Below are 20163 nucleotides of genomic sequence, written 5' to 3'. Positions count from 1 at the left end.
ATTCTGTAGCAGCTGGTTTGTTTCTTTTGGATTAGTCATGTTTTTTTTTGGTTTTAATTAAAACAAATATAGAAATCGGGTACGCATGACAGTTTTGAATACGTCCAAAATGATATTGATTTTGATTAATACAACGTTTTCGTTCCCCGTAAACAAAGGGAAAATCAAGTTTTTATGTTGTTTTTTTGAAATGTTTTTCTCAGGAAAGTACCGTATTTACTAATCAATTTTGAAATAGGGTAGCGGGTTTAAAAGTTAAGCAAAATTCAGGAAATTGTTAAGCGAAATAGTGGCCTTTTGAGGTGATTTTTATCGATTGATTTGTTGATTTATTTTAATGTTTCAGATAAAACTTATTAATTTAAATTTCAGCTAATGATTTATTGTTCGAAGAATGAGATTTTAATTTTAAAATTGATTTTTATTTTGAATAATTAGTTTAGAATTAATAAAAAAAGATTGCGTAATGGCACGCGGATGAGACGGATTCGCTCTCGCGAAAACACGGATTTATGCGGATTTTTTTTGTGCCTTTTTTTTCAATGAAGGATTATTTAAATGATTTCTTAATTTTCTTGAATAAAGTAAAGCTTAATGCATCTTAAATATCTTAATGGTTAAATAAATGGCACACGGATGACACGGATTCGCAAGCGAAAAAGCGGATCTAAACGGATTTTATTCTACCTTTTTTTCAATGAAGGATTATTTAAATGATTTCTTAATTTTCTTGAATAAAGTAAAGCTTAATGCATCTTAATATCTTAATGGTTAAATAAACGGCAGACGGATCACTGATTTTTATTGTGCTTCATGATAAGTGAAATAAGAACAAAAAAAAGACGTCTAAGATAACTCTTAGACGTCTTAGAAAATATAATTCTTAAAATGCTTAATCCTGCAGATTGGCTTTCACATCGCTTTTTTTACCATCAATAATAAGGCTTAAACTAATATTCCCTTTTTCGAAATCATTGTCGCTATTGGGCTGAATAGTAATTTCAGGAGTTTTATTGCCATTATAAGGGTAAACGATACTTATAAAACTTTGCGTTGCAGTATCTTTTTTAGGTTTTTCGAATACAAAGGCTGGTCTTGGTGTTTCTTTAGCATAGGAGTACGAAATTTTTCCTTCTTCTTTATTTAAAACTACTTTGTCACTGTTTAAAGATTGGATCAAAAGGTTGTTTCCATCTGCATAAGTAGTATAAACTTTGTTATTTGCTTTGTCGAAAACGGGTTTGCTGTCTTCTTTTAACTGAAAATGTACGCCTAAATTCCCTGTAGCTTTACCAATGGCTTTATCAATGATCAAAAAGTATTTTTGATCGATAAAAAGAACGCTTCGCTGATGGTCAAGATCATTATAACTAGGGTTGGTATACGTTACTATATCCAGGTTTTTACTGGTTTTCCATTGGTTTTGTCTGGCTTTGGTAATGATCATATTCTCATTATTCAAGGTCAAAGTAGAATGTACTTTTGTCTGACGAAACCAGTTTCTCATTTTGGTTACTTCGGCATCACCGCTGTAAATATAGCATCCTGTATCAGGGGTGAAATTGCGTCCTTTTACCCAAAGTTCAAAAGTCCCGTTATCAGGCTGCGCATGAAATTCTGCGGGCGGCCCGGCTTTTAAAACCATTATGGTTGCTTTATTATCCCACCCGTTTCTAAAGGTATAAAGTCCTCCATTGGGGAATGCATTTGATAAATAATCAGGCAGTTTTCCTGATGCACCTTCTGTAGCAAAATATTCGATAAGTCCGTCATTAGGGAACATTTTTGACCAAGCTGCAAATTGTTTTATTCGTACGTTTTTATCGACCACCCACGTATCACCAAACATAGGATAGTTGTAATTAGGGAAAGATATATTGGCGGTAACGAAGACCATTTTTTCAATTGTTTTGATATACGATTCCGGAAATTCGTTTTCTACACCCGCCATTTTTGCAGCGTTATAAGCCTTTGTGAAAATTTCGATACATCCCACATGATAGGTTGGTGAAAGTTCCCATTGTACACCATCAGGAAGTACTTGCAGTTTTATTTCACGGTTAAGGACGTCGATACCGCTTTTACGCCATTCCGGGGATTGTTTAAACTCTGGAAAAAAGGCACCTGCGACTAAAACACGCTGTGCTTCAAACAATAAATGATTGCCTTCTTTACTGTAATGTTTTGGAATATAAGCGGTTTGCTTATTGAAACTGTTTAAAAACTCCATCAAAAAAGCCGGTGTAAAATTGGGCGATACAATAAATAAATTGAATACACCCGGGAAACTTTGTATGCGCTCTGATACTTCTAACGGGCGCCAGGCAATACTGTCATTATCAACGGAACGGCCTAAGTAATTTTTCTTTTCCCAATCACGAAATTGGAAAACCCACTCTTTGGCATATTTCTCATCGCCACTGCTGCGGTATGCCAATCCCATAGAAGTCCACCAGGTGACACGGTGCAATTGCCAGCGAATTTCATTGTCTTTTACAGGCCAGTAATCCCAGTTGATGTCTTTTCCAAAATCGAAAAATCCGTAGCCTTTATGTGGCTGAAATTGATGTAGTAATGCATTATCTGCTTTTTCCTGATTGGATTTTCCAATTTCTTTTCCTTTAAACTGAGCTTCTTCACCTAAATTAAAATCGGAATTTCTGATGTTTTTACGATTGCGGTAATAGGTCAAAAGTTCTTTAGCCGCAGCATCGTATTTACCCGAATTAAAAAGTTGTTTTACTTTTTTTAAACCCGGATAAGCAAGATTAATATTATCGAAACTTGCCTTGGTAATAGTCATTTCCTGAGCCTGAACTAAGCAAGCCGTCAATAGCATAAAAAGCAATGCTGTTGTTTTTTTTAAATTTATCATGGTGGTTATTTAGTAAATAGAGTTTAATTTTTATTGTTTGATAAGCTTAACTGTTTTTTTCTGCTTTCCCTGACGTATTTCAGCAAAATAGATTCCTGAACTCCAATCACTGCCCAAAACAATTGTTTGTCCATAATTTGATTTAATGGTTTTTATTTTTCTTCCTAAAGTGTCAAATACTACAGCAGAAATAGTTTCTGGAACATTGCTCGTTACGCTAATCTTAAAATCTGTTTGTGCAGGATTTGGCGCAACAATTACCTGAAATTCATTTGTTTGTTTTTCTGTTTGTTTTATGCCTAAAGTTTGTTTTACCAATTCAGTTTGTATGGTTAATCCGTTGATGGTTGTAAAGATAACATCAGTATTTGAACCGTTTATTGTAGTTGTTACATTGTTTTGCGGTGCAGCTAATTCCCAATAACCGCTAAGTGTCAGCGTAACCGGATCTGCTTGCGGTACTCTGTTTAAAATGGAATTCTGCCCACTAATCTGGCTCCATTTGTAGGTTTCACTTGCTGTCAATAAACAAAGATTAGGATTGGTAAGGCTAACTTTTAGTTTAGATCCTGCGTCAACTTTTTGAGTCATTACAATGGCTGGTTTGTTTACGCTCACCACGGCATCATAAGTAAATACGGTTGCGGGATTAAAAATTACATACCCAAATATGTTGTTCGGAATATACTGCACAATATGCGCCTGACTGTTTTGATGGTAAATTTTAAAATAAGAATTAAAATTGTCAGCAAGCTGTTGGGTTTGTGTTTGACCGCCCTGCATTATAACGGCATATTGAAATTTTCCGGCGGCAGGAGCGATGCCATGATTGATATAAGCGGTAGTAAAATTACCGGAAGTATCCGCTGTATTGGTATTATTACGCGAGTTTTGTACAGAACGAGTCACTGTTACAGGATCTGTATTGTTTGAGTTTGACGGAATTACATAACCATTCCCAATCGCATCGGTGGCCCAAAATGCTCCGGTTGTTTGTGTCTGGGTAAAATTGGTGCCAGTTGCCGCTGTACCATTCACGTAAATGGGAGTATTAACATCTGCCAGCGCGGTTTGAAATAATGTAGTATGAATGGGATAGGTACCATTGACGTCCCTGATGTTAGTAGCAAGGCAAAGTATAATGTTTTTGAAAAAGAAATTAGATTTTTGAGCCGTCATAGCCGTCACAGAATTAAAGTCTTTGTAATCCATACCAAAAATACCATTGTTGTCTAGAGAGCCTTGTGCGAGAAAGGATTTTCCGTTCATTTCACGCATGGTCCCCGTTCCCAAAACACTTAACGGAAGGCTGGCAACTGAAGTTCCGGGAATGTGCGACCAGTCCCAACCGTTTTCACTATAACCATTGGAAGTTCTGGTTACAGGATTTCCTGTAGTTAATAATTCTAATGCTCCTGCAGAAGTATATCTGCCAAAAACATTTTCTGTAGCCGAATTTTCGAAATGCCAGATGTGTTTGCTGGTTCCTTTTACACTGGACTGAAATCCATTGTACTTGTGCACGCTTAATCCTGCATAGGGAAAATTAAATTGCCCTTCGGTTATTTCGGGAAGCGGAGTAAGACCTGTGTTCAGTGTCTGCAGTATGTCCATGACTCCGCCAGGCGTATAAACCATGGTAATCGATAAGGCATTCATTCTCAGTAAAGCAGTATTAGCAATTGTGGAAATACCCCAAAGCCGTACAAATTCTCTTCCGGCATCTGCATTGGCAAGAGGATCTGTGACATACAAAAAGGCCAGTGCGGGTCTTAAATCGTTAAGGGCATCTGTATTGGTTGGAAATCTTCCGGCAAGGCCCAAAGGCATTTGAAAACCTTTACTAAATTTACTGTAGGTTAAAATAGCCGTTTTTAGATTGCTTTGTGCTTCGGTAGTTAATTCATAAGCAGTATTTTTTAGCATCATATTCATGATAGAAGATTGATGCAAGGCTTCGACTCCGTAAGTATTAGAATACGCGCCTCTGTGATGATAGGTTATAAAATCGGGCTTGATACAATCGTTCCAGCCGTTGCTTATTTTTAGTGCATTATCGATGAATCTTTTTAGAAAATCCATATTGGCAAGCTTTGAATTGTCTGTATCGTCCTGAGCCAGTACATAACAAAGTCTTTGCTGAACAGAAGAACGAACAACATCAGAATTAAATCCCGGATTGGTGAAATTAAAATTAGGATATTCAGGCGCTATAAAAGCCGTGAGTGTGTTAAGTGCGGCCATATGATGGGTAAATTCACCTGCAACGATCAGTTCCTCTTTCATTAAAAAAATGGCTGTGGCATATCCTGAAGAACGCAAACAGACTCCGTGACCGCTCGTAATAACTTCTTCTGTAGCGGGAATTGCCAGATAATCAAAATTGGTTGTACTGCTTATCCCTTTTGCTTTCATGTAATTAAAAATAGTCAAAATCATGTCTCGCACCGCCGGACTATGATAATCCGGATTTGGTGCAGAAGCCGATCCTTTTAACTGATATAAAAATACAAGCCTGATAAGCTTTAATTCTACCAAATCCTGATACGCTTTTTGGTCGGCGCTGAGAGTAAAATTCCATACAGGGCCAGGATTTGTAAAGTTGTAAGCAGATAAATTTTTAGCTGCTATTCCGCTGCTAAGAAACCTGCTGGATCTTTCATTAACCTGCGATTTTGAGTAATCGAGATTTTCACCCGTTAACCAGTTTCGATATTTTGTTTTAATATCGTTTACATCGCTCAATTGAGCATAAGAAAAGTTCAAAACCAGGGCAATAAGCCCCACTGAAAAAAGTAATTTTTTGCTCATAAGATTATTTTTTAATAGATTAATTATTAAAATTTTATTATTGCGGTATTCTTATTAATTACTTCATCAATATTCTTAAGTCAATTGAATGTTAAATCAGAATATTGCCTGTTTTTGATCAGGCCTTCAGGTCAGGAATTCTTTAGCAGAAGTTAGGATTCAAATGTTTGTGGCAAACTATTTTATCATTCGAATACGTCACTTTTTCTAAAATCCCTAACCTAATAAAACTGGATCTTTTATTTTTTTCCGATGACCGGCAATGTGTTTAATTCATTTAGATTTCAATTTTTTTGATTGAAGCGTATCTTTTTAAAGCTTCCAGATAATAATAATCGGCGTAATCAAGCGGCGTATCGATTTCTGAATTGTATAAAAAGGCACCAACGCTGTGTTTTAATAAGAAGAAACTATTCTCGCCCGGTTTTGCCAAATAAGCATCGGATGATAATGATTTTAAAATATCTTCGGCATAATCAGCATATTTTTTTCCGTCTTTTACCTGATTGCTTAAATCGAGTAGAGCAGATGCTATAACAGCAGCAGCCGAAGCGTCTCTTGGGGCACGCTCTGCAGTATCCAGTGCATTGTGTACATCAAAATCCCAAACCGGTATTTTATCTTTTGGCATTCTTGGATGGTTCATAATAAAGGAAGCAATGTGTTCTGCTTGTTGCAAAAATTTCTCATTTTTGGTATTGGCATAACACAGTGTATATCCGTACAATCCCCAGGCCTGACCGCGAGCCCAAGCCGACTCATCTGTAACGCCCTGATGTGTTGCTTTGCGCAGTACTTTACCTGTTTTTGGATCATAATCTACCAAGTGATACGAACTGTAATCTTTTCTAAAATGATTTTTCATGGTCGTTTTGGCATGACTATTTGCGGCATTTGCATATTCAGGTTTATTAAACTGGTTGGCACTCCAATATAAATATTCGAGATTCATCATATTATCGATAATTACAGGATAATGCCACCAGGTAAAATCCCAGGAACGGATTGTTCCCACGGTTGGGCTAAAGCGGGCGTAAAGGTTTGCAGCGCCATCTGCCAGAACAGGAAGATATATTTTATCACCGGTAATTCTGTACGCATTTCCGTAAGAACAATACAGCATAAAGCCTACATCATGGGTGTTTTTTATGTTTCGGATAGAATCTAAAGCGAGTGTAAATTTTTTAGCCTCATCGGCTAAGGTTTTGTCTCCTGTAAGTTCATATCCGTACCAAAGACTTCCCGGGAAAAAACCAGTTGTCCAGTCGGTTAAACCTGCAAGCCTTACCGTTCCGTCGGGATTTACAGAACGCGGATTTTTACCCGGTTTGTAGGTTTGTGCCGCTTTATTTAATTGAAAATGAATTACCTCAGTTGTTTTTTTAAACCAAAGCAAAGACGGATCATCATTTTGAACAGGCTTTGCAAAAGTGCTAAAAGTAATGGCGGAGAGGACTAGAAATAGATTGAAAGTTTTTTTCATGGTTTAATCGTTTATATCGGTATTCTGTTTGATGGAATATTTATAAAGCGAAGTTAAACGAGGGGTTCAAAAAGGTCTTTCAAATTCTATCATAAATGTTTTGAATTTGTGTAAACATCAATTTTGAAACTGATTGAGGTTAGAAGTTTAAAGGCAGAATGTAATTATATCAAAAACTCATATCTCCAAAATTTTAAACTAATTCAATAATTGTATTAGTTAATGTTTAAATAGCATTTTTACGCATTAGTTCTATTGCTACCTTTACAGCAATTTGATAATAGACAAAACAATGAAAACAACTTATTTTATAAAAACATTTAATGAATTAACCAATATCGAATTGTACCAGATTTTACAGTTGAGAAGTGAAGTTTTTGTTGTAGAACAGAATTGTGTGTTTCAGGACATCGACAATAAAGATCAGCAGAGTTATCATCATCTTTGTTATGTTGATGGCACTCTTGCAGGATATACTAGACTTTTACCAGCAGGATTGTCTTACAAGGAAATCTCAATTGGTCGGGTAGTCAGTGCACCAGCTTTTAGAGGCATAGGTTTGGGAAAAGAACTAATGCAAAAGTCAATTGAAGCTTGTGAAAAAGTATTTGAAGAAACACCGATACGTATAGGAGCACAACAACATTTGTCAAAATTTTACAATTCACTGGGTTTTATAGAAAGCGGCGAACCTTATGATGAAGACGGAATATTACATATCGAAATGATCAGATAGCTATACTTTTATAATAATTCAAGAATAGTGTTAATTAAAGTGTTTGGATCGTTTTTACGCCAGTTCATATACAGGTTGGCTGTGAAGTTAAGCGGAATAAATCGAACGTTTTCATTATGCTGAAGTCTATAAGATTCAGGCAAAATGGAGATGCCCAAACCATTTTTAATTAAGGAAATAATGGTAGATCCAAATTCACAGGAAATATGCGAATCAGGGGCAATTTGATAGTGTTTGTAAACATTACTAATAATGCTGTCATAACTATTGCTGGAACCCGCATTTGTTGCAATGAATCTTTCTTTAGCAATACTTTCATGAGTAATATCATCAATTGTTATAAAGTGATGATTTGAAGGAACAACTAAGCATAAGTTTTCAGAACCGAGGTTTTTTGAATCAATAGACGCCGATTCATTTTTCTCACGACTGAAGGCCAAATCAATTTTATAATTTTTAAGCTGTTCTTCCTGCTGTTCATAAGTCAACTGGACCAGTTCAATTTTTAATTTAGGGAATACAGTTGCAATTTTTTTTAGAAAATCCGGTAAAATCGATGAAGAAATTGAGTCCGGGTGCGCGATACAAACAGAACCCTGTTCGCCTAAATGAATTTGACGGGCGTGTTTTTGTATAGCTTCAAGCTGAATGAGTTCAATGCTCCACTTTTCCTTTAGAAATTCGCCTGCCGGAGTAAGTTTAACATTACGTTTATTTCTAAAAAAAAGCTGCAGACCCATTTCATTTTCCAAAGACATAATGTGACGGCTGAGGGCAGATTGGGTAATGTTCATTTTTTCAGCCGTTTTCCAAAAGTGAAGCTCCTTGGCAAGGGCCAGAAAATATTTCAATTGCTGTATATCCATGCCTGCAATTTAATAATAAAATAAAACAATCATCGAAATGCTTTTTTGAATATTTCAAAATTATAACATGCAAAAGAAAAAATTATATCTTATCCTTTTAATACTAGGCACTGCTTTTTGGGGTATTTCATTCTCTGTTACTAAGATTGGAGTAGCGACAGGATCACTATATATTTTCCTGGTGTATAGATTAGCACTTGCTACCATTATTCTTTCTATTTTCTTTGCGAAATATTTTAAAAAGACTGATAGCAAAAGTATGATAGGAGGAATTATGCTCTCATTGCCTTTGACCTTTGGGATAATTCTGCAGACAAAAGGCCTTGAATATCTGCCTGCATCTCAGTGTACATTTATCGCTGGAATTTGCGTAATTCTTGTTCCTATGCTTAAGTGGATGTTGTATAAAACTGTTTTTTCCAGCAAAATATGGATGGCTTCGCTAATTGCACTGCTTGGTTTGGCCATAATTTCTATTTCTGACGGATTAACAATAAATCAGGGAACTATTTATGTCATTTTAGGAACAATTGGGTTCAGTATCTATCTTATAATGGTCGAAAAACAAAAAGACAAACGTGAAATAATAACTACAATTGTCCCAATGTTTGCTGCAAGCACTGTTATCTGTTTAATTTTTGCAGTAACAGACAATCAGCAAAACTGGCTTATTGAAGATCATAATTTCTGGACTGCGATTGTTTATTGTGCAGTGTTTTCTACTGCTTATATGTATGCTGTATCCATGATTTCGCAGAACTATTTATCTGCCGAAAAAGTAGCTATAATTTATCTTTTTGAACCTGTATTTGGTGCATTTGCCGCATTTTTTATATTGGATGAAGCTTTGACATGGAAATTACTTTTAGGCGGCAGCTTGATTTTAACTGCAACGATATGGTCTGAAATCAACATTTCGGTCAAAAAAAATGGCAGAAAATTTGTAATCACTAATAATCAAAACATACATGAACCAAACAGAAATAAAAATTCGTAAAGCTGTTGAGGCAGACAGTGAAAAATTGTGGATATTGATGAAAGAACTGGCAGTATTTGAAAAATATATTGATGTTTTTGCGATTACTCCGGAAATAGTAAAAGAAAGCGGATTCAGAAAAAGCCCGCCTGATTTTTATTCTTTTGTGGCAGATCATAATGGTCAGATAGCAGGTATGCTAGTTTACTATTACCTGCCATATACTGCTGTAAACAGGGCTTCTGTTTATCTTAAAGAACTTTATGTTGATGCAGCATATAGAGGGCAACAAATAGGAGAGCAGTTGATGAATGCTTTGCATTTAGAAGCTAAATTAAATAATTGTGCCCAGATTAAATGGAATGTTGCACCATGGAATGAAGCTGGCAAAAAGTTTTATGAAAAGCTGGGGGCGGCTGAAAATAAGGAATGGCTTAATTATGAATGGAACGTATAAAGTATAGTGTAATGATTACAAAAAATATAAAAAATGGAAAATTTTAAAATTAAAAAAGTAAGTATAAATGATATCATCCAATTGCAGGAAATTGGCAGAAAGACCTTTTTTGAAACTTTTTCTGAAAGCAATACAGAGGAAAATATGGCTCAATATTTAGAAGAAGGTTTTTCAGTTGAGAAACTTTCGGAAGAGTTAAGCGGAGATAATTCAGAATTTTATTTTGCTGTAATTGACAATGCGGTTGTAGGGTATCTAAAAATAAACAGTGGAGCATCTCAAACGGAATTGCAAGACAATGCAGGACTTGAAATCGAAAGGATATATGTGCTCAAAGAATATCATGGTAAAAAAGCAGGTCAGTTTTTGTATGAACATGCTATACAAATTGCAGAGACAAATAAGGTTAATTTTGTCTGGCTGGGCGTTTGGGAAGAAAATCACAGAGCGATAAGTTTCTATAAGAAAAATGGCTTTGTAGAATTTGATAAGCATATTTTTGTATTGGGAACCGATGAGCAAACTGATATTATGATGAAAAAAAATCTCAAAAATCAATAGTCATTTAGAAATACTTGGATAAATAATTTATTAGTATTGAAAATCATTTTATAATGATCAAAAAAATATATGAAACTTAATCTCTATCAAATTGATGCTTTTACAGATAAAACATTCGCAGGTAATCAAGCCTGTGTCGTGCCTCTCAAAGAGTGGTTAAGCGACGAAATGTTATTGAAGATTGCAAATGAAAATGCTGTTGCCGAAACGGCTTTCTTTGTATATAAAGACGCGAAAATACATTTGCGCTGGTTTACACCAGAGATAGAAATGGATCTCTGTGGTCATGCTACCTTAGCAACGGCTCACTGCCTAAAGGAGATTCTAGGCCATAAAAGGGATCAAATTGTTTTTGAAACCTTAAGCGGAGACCTGACTGTTGCAGTAGAAAACGGTCTGTATAAAATGGATTTCCCTTCAAGAATGCCAGTAGAGTCTGCATTGCCTGCAGCGATTGAAAATGCTTTAAGTATCAAACCAAAAGAAGTTTTTAAGTCTCGGGATTATGTTTTAGTTTATGATACCGAATCTGACATTAAAAATATAAGTATAGACAGGCAGATTTTCGATCAGATCAATCTTGACCCGGGTGGTGTAATTGTAACCGCAAAAGGAGATAACTCTGATTTTGTTTCGAGATTTTTCACACCTCAGGCCTCTATTCTGGAAGATCCGGTCACAGGTTCTGCACACTGTTCGTTAATTCCTTTTTGGGCAGAGCGTTTAAATAAAAAAGAACTTTTTGCCCTTCAGATTTCACAACGGTTAGGAGAACTTTATTGTGAAGATAAAGGAGACAGGGTAATAATCAGTGGAAGGGCAAAGACTTATTCTATTGGAGTTTTATGGACAGAATAATAATGGTTTTACCTATACTTTTTTGCAGAATTAAGATGATCCCAATCCTTAGCTTACAGCTAATATGGGCATACTTTCAGGAAATCTCTCAAAAAAAGGATCATCTAATCGGAGTTTTAGCATAGTACATGCTTTGTACCATTCCTATTTTAACTTATCTTCGCGGTTTATACATTTGTGAGTACATTTAGCTCATTTAAAAAATTTAGTTTGTGAAAAAAATCCACGAAGACATACAAGACAATCAGCTTAAACGCGGGCTGACGAATCGTCATATTCAGTTAATTGCCTTAGGCGGATCAATAGGAACGGGGCTTTTCCTTGGTATTGGTCCGGCGGCTGTATTAGCAGGGCCATCTGTTATTTTAGGATATGCTGTTGCCGGAATTATTGCTTTTTTTATTATGAGGCAACTTGGCGAAATGGTGGTCGAAGAACCTGTATCAGGAAGTTTTAGTCACTTTGCCTACAAGTATTGCGGTTCTTTTGCTGGTTTTGCATCCGGTTGGAATTATTGGATTTTATATATTTTAGTGAGTATGGCTGAACTTACAGCCATTGGTGTTTATGTGCAGTTTTGGTGGCCTGAAATTCCGCTTTGGGCATCGAGTTTATTTTTCTTTCTGGTTATTAATGCTTTGAATTTTGCCTCTGTAAAAGTGTACGGAGAAACTGAATTTTGGTTTTCGATCATAAAAGTGGTTGCCATTATCGCCATGATTCTCTTTGGTACTTATTTGCTAATAAGCGGTACAGGAGGAGAACATGCTACAATTCATAATTTATATAATGATGGAGGTTTCTTCCCGAAAGGTTTCTTTGAAAAAACGACTAATGGTAGTTTTCAGGGTTTATTAGCTGCAATGGCACTAATTATGTTTTCCTTTGGAGGCTTAGAACTTATTGGAATTACCGCTGCTGAGGCAGAAAATCCGGAAAAAAACATTCCTAAAGCAACCAATCAGGTCATCTATAGAATCCTTATATTTTATGTTGGTGCATTGGTAATTTTATTTGCTTTGTCACCATGGCAGCAAATTACTACAGACAGCAGTCCGTTTGTAATGGTTTTTCAAAATTTAAACGGAATGGAATTTGAGTTTTTTGGCCACAAAATATTTTTCACAAGCCTTATCGCTAATGTGCTTAATTTAATTGTACTAACCGCAGCTTTATCAGTATACAATAGCAGTGTATACAGCAACTCACGGATGTTATATGGTTTGGCAGATCAGGGCAATGCTCCTCAATTTTTAATGAAGCTAAACAAACAATCGGTACCTATAAATGCTATTTTAATTTCATCCTGTTTTGCAGCGATCTGTATTTTAATAAATAAACTAATGCCAAAAGAGGCTTTTAGTATTTTAATGTCTTTAGTGGTGTCTTGCTTAATTATTAACTGGGTGATGATTTCTTATACGCATCTACGATTTAGACGTTCCAAAGACAAAGAAGGCACAAAAACTAAGTTTGCTTCCTTATTTTATCCGGTAAGCAATTACATTTGTTTCGTGTTTTTATTGGGCATTTTATCCATTATGTGGATCACTAATATGAAGCTATCCGTAGAATTAATTCCAATTTGGCTGGGGATTCTTTTTGTATGTTTTAAAGTTTTTAAAACAAAAAAATAAGCAGCTTTTATTATCATTCATTACAGGCTATTTATTTTTGATGTGTAGTTGATTGTCAATGCTATACTTTCGTTTTTAATGCCACAGTAGCCCTTTTAGACCCTCAATCCTAAAAACTGTGATAGTACAGATTTTGTAATCTCTGTGCTGTCGCATCAAGGCTTGAGTTATCGTTTTTTCCATTAACTTAGATAAAAAAAATGTGCTTTAATTATATTATTTGAGCACATTCTTAATAAAGAAAGTAATTTTTAATATGATCAAAAAATATAAATCCAATAAGATATATTATCAAAGCACCATAGCACTTGCAGGGCCTGTTGTAATTTCTCAGCTTGGGCATACCCTGGTGCAGACTCTCGATACAGTGATCATAGGTCATTATGCAGGAACCATATCATTGGCGGCAGTCTCGCTGGTTCATTCCGTTTTCATGGTAGTTTTAGTCATTGGATTAGGGATTGCCTACGGATTAACTCCTTTGATTGCACAGGAAAACGGGAAATCAAATTTTAAAGAATGCGCAGAGCTTCTGTCAAACAGCTTATGGCTTAATGTTGTATCTGCAATTTTTCTTTTTTTGGTAGTGTATTACGGTTCTATGTTTGCCATGCAGCATGCAGATCAGGATCCTCAGGTGGTAGAAACGGCAAAACCTTATTTACTTATTTTAAGTTTATCTATTCTGCCTTTGATGGTATTTCAAACCTTCAAACAATTTGCAGAAGGGCTGGGTTTTACAAAACAAGCCATGTCTATAACAATATGGGGAAATGTACTCAACGTAGTTATCGCAGTGATTCTGGTAAAAGGAATGTTTGGGATTGAGCCAATGGGAGTTCAGGGGGTAGGAATTGCAACATTGATAGATCGTGTTTTAATGATGCTGGTCATGATGTGGTATGTGCTTCGTTCAGAAAGCTTTAAGGTTTATATACAGCATTTCTCAGTGAAGTTTATTAATGCTTCAAAAATTGTAAAAGTGGTCAAAATAGGATTGCCTGTAGCGATGCAGTATGTGTTCGAGATTGGAGCATTTGCAGTAGCTGCTTTAATGGCCGGTCATATAGGCGCAATAGAACAGGCAGCTCATCAGACCGCAATAACCCTTGCAGCAATGACGTACATGATGGCAGGAGGAATTGCATCGGCTGCAACTATTAAAGTCGGAAATAGTTTTGGAAATCAAAACTACAAAAGACTTCAGAGGTTTGCTGCTGCGTCTTATCATTTAGTGATCATTTTTATGATGTTCTTTGCTTTAATTTTCACACTTTTTAATCAATATTTACCTTATCTGATAACCAATGACACCACTGTTGTAGCGCTGGCGGCACAATTATTAATAATTGCCGCAATATTCCAGCTCTTTGATGGTACTCAGGTGGTTGGACTAGGCGCACTAAGAGGAATGGGAGATGTAAACATTCCGACTTTTATAACCTTTATAGCGTATTGGATTATTGGCCTTCCTGCAGCCTATATTTTAGGAATTCATTTCAATACCGGAGTACAAGGAATCTGGTTTGGTCTGTGTTTGGGCTTGCTAACATCATCTGTCTTACTGTATTTAAGATTTCGCTATGTAATAAATAAAGCCTTGCAAAAATAATGGGCTGTTATATAATTTTGTATGCTTAAATAATTAGCTTCTTACTATTATACTATGAACAATAAATTTTCGGACAGCGACCAAATAGGAATCGTATCTACTTTCTCTGAACTCGTACAGACCGATTTCAACGGAGAAATGAATGCGCTATGCTGGTACAGAAATTTGGATGGTGATTTTAATGAGATTGTAACTAAGTTATCATTAGAAGAAAATATAACCGAAGTTCATCCTGAAGATATCATCGCACTGCAACTATCAGAAAAGGGGAGGATAGCAAGGGAAATAATCTTAAAGGATCTACAATTATTAACTGATTTTGGTGCTTCGCCTTCTCTTAATTTATTAAAGTGTTACGAACGTGATGATGAATTTGATTTCATATCGACCGATGTGTATTCGTTTCATGTAGATCGTTCGCCCATTGCAACAGATACTTTTTTATGTACTTATCACGGTGCGGCAAGTGATATTGTTGCTAATGCGCAGGCAGAGCAAAAAATCCTGATTCCGGAAATCCGGGCAAAGCTAAAAGAACTGCATGATGGACCAGAGGAAGAATTCGAAAACTTTCTGAAAGAAAATTATTTTGATTTGCATTATCAGGTAGATCAGGATGCAGTACCTATTAGTTTAGGTTTAGGGCATCTTTGGCGATTGGCCGTAGATCATCCAAAACAACAAGTGCTGCCTTGTATTCACAGAGCACCAATAGAAAATGAAGGCGAATATCGGTTGTTGTTGATTTGTTAAGGAAGTTGCTGCAAGATTAAAATATACAAATTGCTCATACTGGGTTAATGAAGTTAGTTAAAAACCTATTATCAATAAAAAGGTATTCGATAATCTAATTAATTCTACATAAAAAAATATAATCGTTTAAAACTATGAAAAATAGATTCCTTTTAATTTTTTTACTTTCTTCTATCTTTTGCATGGCTCAGCGCTCAAAAATAGAAAATATTGATATAAAAGTTTTAATTGATAGCGCAGCAAACAGAATGATTAAAAAACCTTTAATTCATTCTACTTCAATTGCAATAGTTTATTTAGGAAAAGAATTCATTGGTCATTATGGAGAATTGGAAAAAGGAAAAAATAATTGCCCTGATAATGAAACAATTTATGAAATAGGTTCTTTAAGCAAAACATTTGCAGGAACACTTGCAGCAAAAGCAGTTCTCGAAAAGAAATTGAATATCGAAGATGAAGTCCAAAAATATTTACCTGAAAATTATCCAAATCTAAAGTACGGAAAACAACCTATTCTGATAAAACACTTACTTTCGCATACAAGCGGATTTCCAAATATGCTCCCATTTGAAGCAAATACAATTCTGGACAATTTTACAAGCCACGATACTCCTGCAAAACTCAATGAACTTTATAAAAACTACGGTCAAAAAGATTTTTTAAGAGATCTTCATAAAGTCAAAATAGATACCGTTCCAGGGTATAAATATTCTTATTCAAGTGCAGGCAGCCAACTTATAGCTTTTATTTTAGAAAGAGTTTATAAAACAAAATATGAAAAACTGCTAACAGATTACCTGACTAAAAACATTGCAATGCAGCAGACAAAAATAAGCCTTTCTAATCAGGAAGCCCAAAAGCTTGCTGTAGGTTACCATAGTGATAATAGCCTAATTACGTCGCCAATGCCGCAATTACCATGGGGAGCATCCGGTAATATGAAATCGACAATACCTGATATGGTGAAATATATTAAGTTTCAGTTGGAAAATAATAAGATCGTTGCCGAATCACATCAAACAATTGTAAAATTTGACAAGGAGTTTAGTATTGGTTATTTCTGGAATATCGCTACAGAGGATAAAAAACTGGGAACCTTTAATGTTCATCACGGCGGAGTACCACGTTCTCAATGTTATATTTATATCGTTCCAAAATACAATCTGGGTGCATTTATCATTACGAATCAAAGTGGTACGGATACAGCCAAAGTTATGGAAGATGCATTAAATGAAATATTCGAGAAAATAACAATGAATTAAAGAAAAATGGCTAAACTTTGTGACTGGCTCTAGAGCATCCAAAACAATAAGTACTGCCTTGTATTCATAGGCCATCAATAGAAAACGAAGGCGAATATCGGTTGTTGTTGATTTGTTAAGCGAAACTCCGGTTTAATGCAGTTGAAGAAAGCCTGGTTTATACTTTATAAAAAGAGCCACGATTTCCTTCTCATTTTTTTCGAGTAAGTCTATCGGAAAATAAAATGATTTTCTGTTTTTCAACAAAATATGCAAATAAATAGAGGTGCTCTTTTCATTGTATTCATTATGGCTAATTCTCCTCTTTACTTCAAACGCATTGATATCATTCCATGCAAAAGTTCCTATTGCATTAAAAAAAACGTCTTGATCACTAAAAATAATTTCATTGGGTTGTTGCTTAAGACGACTATCTCGTATCAACGAAAAAAAGTATAAGAGTCCGATTATACCCAAAAAGGCAGCCAGAAAAACAGATAAGTTTATAACAGCAATACTAATTGGCAAAAAAATTAGCAACCCTAACAATGAAATTGTCCGGTTCTGACTTCTCAGCCTTTTATCTCGTTTTATTACGATTGTTTCCATTTATCTATTCCTTTTTTTTAGTTTCTCTAGGTATAATCTATTCTTTATTAGCGTCTTTAAATCCCATTGAGTAATTTTAGTTACTATAAATATATTGAATTTTATTAAATAATTGTTATTCAGTATTTTGAATGCGGTTTATCTTGAGTTAACTCCTAATATTACTTACCCAAATAGCCCACAGATAGAAAATGAACGGGAATATCAGTTGTTGATTTGTTAAGGGAGATTTGTTAGGACAATGCAGTTAACCTAATTACAAATGACTTTATTATTTACTAAAATTAGTCCTTTTATACTTATTGTACTTTCATCAGATCTTGAATTTAAAAAGATATACCCTTCGTTCTTCAAAAGTATTAAAGTATCTAATACTTTCGCTTGGTTTTTCTTTTCATCAGACAAACTGTCTTTCACTGGTGTATAAGCATTAAAAACAGTAGTTAACAGACTTGTCAGCTCTTCTAAAGTACAACTCATGCCGTATCTGTCGGCAAGCAAGTGCAGAATTTTTATAAGAAAGATTGGTAGTGTTTCCATGATAACAGCTTTTGCTTATATATACGAAAACAGAATCCAAATAGATTTTGAGGAAGGTTTAAATTGTTATAATTGTATTGTTAATCTGTGAAGATATACTTTGCAGGACGGATTATAAACCGCGCGATTGGTAATTCTATTGATACTTACTCAAATCCAGATTAAGAATAGTACCTACTTTGCTAAACTCTTCATTAATCTTTGCATTCAGGATGAGTTGTTTATTGTTTATGGGATGATTAAAAATTAACTGATGTGCATGAAGCATCATTCCTTTGAGGTCAAAATTCTCCAGCCATAATTTATTTTGTTTGTTACAGCCATGTGGGCGACTTCCTAAAATGGGATGAAAAATATGTTTAAAATGTTTTCGTAATTGATGCATACGCCCGGTTTCAGGAATCGCTTCTACCAAACAATAGCGTGAAGTGGGTTTATTGTTAAATTCTAAGGCAACTTCAGCATTTTGCAAACGATGAAAGTAGGTTATGGCATTTTGTGTAATGTCGTCATCATTGGTTAAATCATAGTCAATCGTTAGTTCCTGGGGTGACCAGCCACGTAAAATGGCTAAATATTTTTTTTCGACTTCGCGTGTGGCAAAACGATCATTCATAATTTTCAAAACCTCCTTATCCAACGCAAATAACAAAATACCAGATGTTTTGCGGTCTAACCGATGAATAGGATAAACGTGTTGGCCTATCTGATTTCTCAATTCCTGAATGGCATACACTTTTGCATCGCGCGCATAAAATGATTTGTGAACCAGCAACCCGCTTGGTTTATTAATGGCTATAATATATTCGTCCTGGTAAAGAATTTCTAACATTGCGCAAAAGTAAAATAGATTTCGATTGAAATGTATTTTAGGACTTATTTATTTTTATAGTTTTTCCTGCTCCTCGAAGAGTTCCCTATATTTGCGCAGCGCTTGCAAGAACACCTCGGATAGAGGTAACTTTCTGGATGTATTGGCTCAATTAGAAAAGTATTATTTAAAAATTAGTGATTAAAATATGAGAAAGTTAACTTTAAATGATCGTTTTTTACCGCATCAATACAGTAGAATTGAAAATGAAGCCGGTATCAAAATACCTGAAACTATTAAAGATTTTATTTCAAAATACGCAGATTTGTCAGTAAAGGAAAATAAGTTTATAAATAATGATGGAAAGTTATTTGAAATTTCACAATTTATAACTTATAGGATGATGTACGATTTTATCAAAGAATTCAAGGAAGAAGGCTTAGGGAAAAAACTACCTTTTGCCATAGATAATGGAGGCTGGGTATTTTGTATATCATTTGATGAAGAATCTATGGATAAAATTTTGTTATATCAAATGGAAATGGAGTGGAAAACAAAAAATGATGCTTTTGAATTAGTAGCCAACAACTTTGAAGAGTTTATAACTAACTTGCAAGAAGAAACTGCCATCCCTCTCTAAAATTGTACCGCTATATTGTGTTATCTTTAGAGAATTATCCTATCCATCTTAAAGAATTCTTATTGTAATGTTAAAACCTTATAAATGAAAAACTTAATTTATAATCTTCAAAACAGTTTTCCAAATAGTTTATTTTTACAATTAATATTTGCAGCAATTTTTTTAACTTTCAACGATATGTCAGCTCAAAAAAAAGAGATGATGGTTCGTATTTCGGAAATTGAAATTCACCCTGAATATTTATCCGAATACAAAGCCATTTTAAAAGAGGAGTCTTCAGCTTCAGTAAAACTGGAACCTGGTGTACTTGCAATATTTCCCATGTATCAAAAAAATGATTCAACTCAAATAAGAATATTAGAAATCTACAATGATAAGGATGCTTATCAATCGCATTTAAAAACACCTCATTTTCAAAAATATAAAATATCTACAATTAAAATGGTTAAATCATTAAAGTTGTTAGACATGAATACAATAGATTCAGAGTCAATGGAAATGTTGTTTAAAAAAATGGTTGAATAAATACTTTAGTATGCATGCTTTTAAAAATAGTGCCATAGCAGTTTTTAATATTTTTCAAGTTTCTTCAAACCCTGAATAAGACAGCAAGAGGATAGGGGAGGCAGAGGATAACCATTCTGCACGTTGTACACCCAACGGTGTATAATTAATTTCTATATTTGATTATTAAATC

18 protein-coding genes and 1 pseudogene are annotated in these 20163 nt (G+C 34.8%); 12 read left to right on the top strand and 7 right to left on the bottom strand.

What is annotated here, in order from left to right:
- Nucleotides 1-892: 892 nt before the first annotated feature.
- The 3 genes from hepC to GIY83_RS09040 all read right to left on the bottom strand — a co-directional run bounded on the left by hepC (nucleotide 893) and on the right by GIY83_RS09040 (nucleotide 7169).
- Nucleotides 893-2875, bottom strand: coding sequence for a heparin-sulfate lyase HepC (hepC, locus tag GIY83_RS09050; protein ID WP_208686445.1), 1983 nt, complete (start codon nucleotides 2873-2875; stop codon nucleotides 893-895).
- A 30-nt stretch (nucleotides 2876-2905) separates the two neighbouring features.
- Nucleotides 2906-5686: a chondroitinase family polysaccharide lyase gene (locus tag GIY83_RS09045; RefSeq protein ID WP_208686443.1), complete on the bottom strand. Its 2781-nt coding sequence runs from the start codon at nucleotides 5684-5686 to the stop codon at nucleotides 2906-2908.
- Between the two features lie 277 nt (nucleotides 5687-5963).
- Entirely contained in the window at nucleotides 5964-7169 is a 1206-nt protein-coding gene (locus GIY83_RS09040; protein ID WP_208686441.1) for a glycoside hydrolase family 88 protein, read from the bottom strand.
- A 292-nt stretch (nucleotides 7170-7461) separates the two neighbouring features.
- Here GIY83_RS09040 and GIY83_RS09035 point away from each other — a divergent pair, with 292 nt between their 5' ends.
- The gene (locus GIY83_RS09035; RefSeq protein ID WP_208686439.1) at nucleotides 7462-7905 is read left to right on the top strand and encodes a GNAT family N-acetyltransferase; all 444 of its coding nucleotides are present in this window, start codon (nucleotides 7462-7464) and stop codon (nucleotides 7903-7905) included.
- An 8-nt stretch (nucleotides 7906-7913) separates the two neighbouring features.
- Here GIY83_RS09035 and GIY83_RS09030 read toward each other — a convergent pair whose 3' ends face one another.
- On the bottom strand, nucleotides 7914-8771 hold the full coding sequence (locus tag GIY83_RS09030) for a LysR family transcriptional regulator (RefSeq protein WP_208686437.1): 858 nt from the start codon (nucleotides 8769-8771) through the stop codon (nucleotides 7914-7916).
- A 67-nt stretch (nucleotides 8772-8838) separates the two neighbouring features.
- Between GIY83_RS09030 and GIY83_RS09025 the strand changes: the two genes are divergently transcribed.
- The 9 genes and pseudogenes from GIY83_RS09025 to GIY83_RS24905 form a co-directional block, all read left to right on the top strand.
- Nucleotides 8839-9768 carry a DMT family transporter gene (locus GIY83_RS09025; RefSeq protein ID WP_208686435.1) on the top strand — a complete coding sequence of 310 codons (930 nt, stop codon included), beginning with the start codon at nucleotides 8839-8841 and terminating at the stop codon, nucleotides 9766-9768.
- Nucleotides 9740-10204, top strand: coding sequence for a GNAT family N-acetyltransferase (locus GIY83_RS09020; RefSeq protein WP_208686433.1), 465 nt, complete (start codon nucleotides 9740-9742; stop codon nucleotides 10202-10204). Before GIY83_RS09025 ends, GIY83_RS09020 begins: the two co-directional genes overlap by 29 nt.
- A gap of 33 nt (nucleotides 10205-10237) precedes the next feature.
- Nucleotides 10238-10765: a GNAT family N-acetyltransferase gene (locus GIY83_RS09015; protein ID WP_208686431.1), complete on the top strand. Its 528-nt coding sequence runs from the start codon at nucleotides 10238-10240 to the stop codon at nucleotides 10763-10765.
- 69 nt (nucleotides 10766-10834) lie between these two features.
- The gene (locus GIY83_RS09010) at nucleotides 10835-11623 is read left to right on the top strand and encodes a PhzF family phenazine biosynthesis protein (protein ID WP_208686429.1); all 789 of its coding nucleotides are present in this window, start codon (nucleotides 10835-10837) and stop codon (nucleotides 11621-11623) included.
- Between the two features lie 212 nt (nucleotides 11624-11835).
- On the top strand, nucleotides 11836-13260 hold the full coding sequence (locus tag GIY83_RS09005) for an amino acid permease (RefSeq protein ID WP_208686427.1): 1425 nt from the start codon (nucleotides 11836-11838) through the stop codon (nucleotides 13258-13260).
- A gap of 256 nt (nucleotides 13261-13516) precedes the next feature.
- Nucleotides 13517-14872, top strand: coding sequence for an MATE family efflux transporter (locus GIY83_RS09000; protein ID WP_208686425.1), 1356 nt, complete (start codon nucleotides 13517-13519; stop codon nucleotides 14870-14872).
- Nucleotides 14873-14926: 54 nt separating this feature from the next.
- A complete protein-coding gene (locus GIY83_RS08995; protein ID WP_208686423.1) occupies nucleotides 14927-15625 on the top strand; it encodes a DUF1826 domain-containing protein in 699 nt (232 codons plus the stop codon).
- A gap of 134 nt (nucleotides 15626-15759) precedes the next feature.
- On the top strand, nucleotides 15760-16887 hold the full coding sequence (locus tag GIY83_RS08990; protein ID WP_208686421.1) for a serine hydrolase: 1128 nt from the start codon (nucleotides 15760-15762) through the stop codon (nucleotides 16885-16887).
- Between the two features lie 23 nt (nucleotides 16888-16910).
- Nucleotides 16911-17006: pseudogene (locus GIY83_RS24905) on the top strand (DUF1826 domain-containing protein); the annotation flags it as partial.
- A gap of 13 nt (nucleotides 17007-17019) precedes the next feature.
- On the opposite strand, the gene GIY83_RS08985 reads toward GIY83_RS24905, so the two are convergent.
- From GIY83_RS08985 to GIY83_RS08975, 3 genes are all read right to left on the bottom strand, one after another.
- On the bottom strand, nucleotides 17020-17475 hold the full coding sequence (locus GIY83_RS08985) for a hypothetical protein (RefSeq protein WP_208686418.1): 456 nt from the start codon (nucleotides 17473-17475) through the stop codon (nucleotides 17020-17022).
- Nucleotides 17476-17727: 252 nt separating this feature from the next.
- Nucleotides 17728-18015 carry a hypothetical protein gene (locus tag GIY83_RS08980; RefSeq protein WP_208686416.1) on the bottom strand — a complete coding sequence of 96 codons (288 nt, stop codon included), beginning with the start codon at nucleotides 18013-18015 and terminating at the stop codon, nucleotides 17728-17730.
- 136 nt (nucleotides 18016-18151) lie between these two features.
- Nucleotides 18152-18847, bottom strand: coding sequence for a pseudouridine synthase (locus tag GIY83_RS08975; RefSeq protein WP_208686414.1), 696 nt, complete (start codon nucleotides 18845-18847; stop codon nucleotides 18152-18154).
- Nucleotides 18848-19034: 187 nt separating this feature from the next.
- On the opposite strand from GIY83_RS08975, the gene GIY83_RS08970 reads away from it, so the two are divergent.
- On the top strand, nucleotides 19035-19466 hold the full coding sequence (locus tag GIY83_RS08970) for an SMI1/KNR4 family protein (protein WP_194614732.1): 432 nt from the start codon (nucleotides 19035-19037) through the stop codon (nucleotides 19464-19466).
- Between the two features lie 84 nt (nucleotides 19467-19550).
- On the top strand, nucleotides 19551-19991 hold the full coding sequence (locus tag GIY83_RS08965) for a putative quinol monooxygenase (RefSeq protein ID WP_229029255.1): 441 nt from the start codon (nucleotides 19551-19553) through the stop codon (nucleotides 19989-19991).
- The last annotated feature ends 172 nt before the right edge of the window (nucleotides 19992-20163 follow it).

The sequence above is a fragment of the Flavobacterium sp. SLB02 genome (assembly GCF_009664855.1).
Lineage (GTDB): Bacteria > Bacteroidota > Bacteroidia > Flavobacteriales > Flavobacteriaceae > Flavobacterium.
The sequence above is the reverse complement of the archived record's forward strand: the minus strand, read 5'-3'. Positions and strand labels throughout refer to the sequence as shown.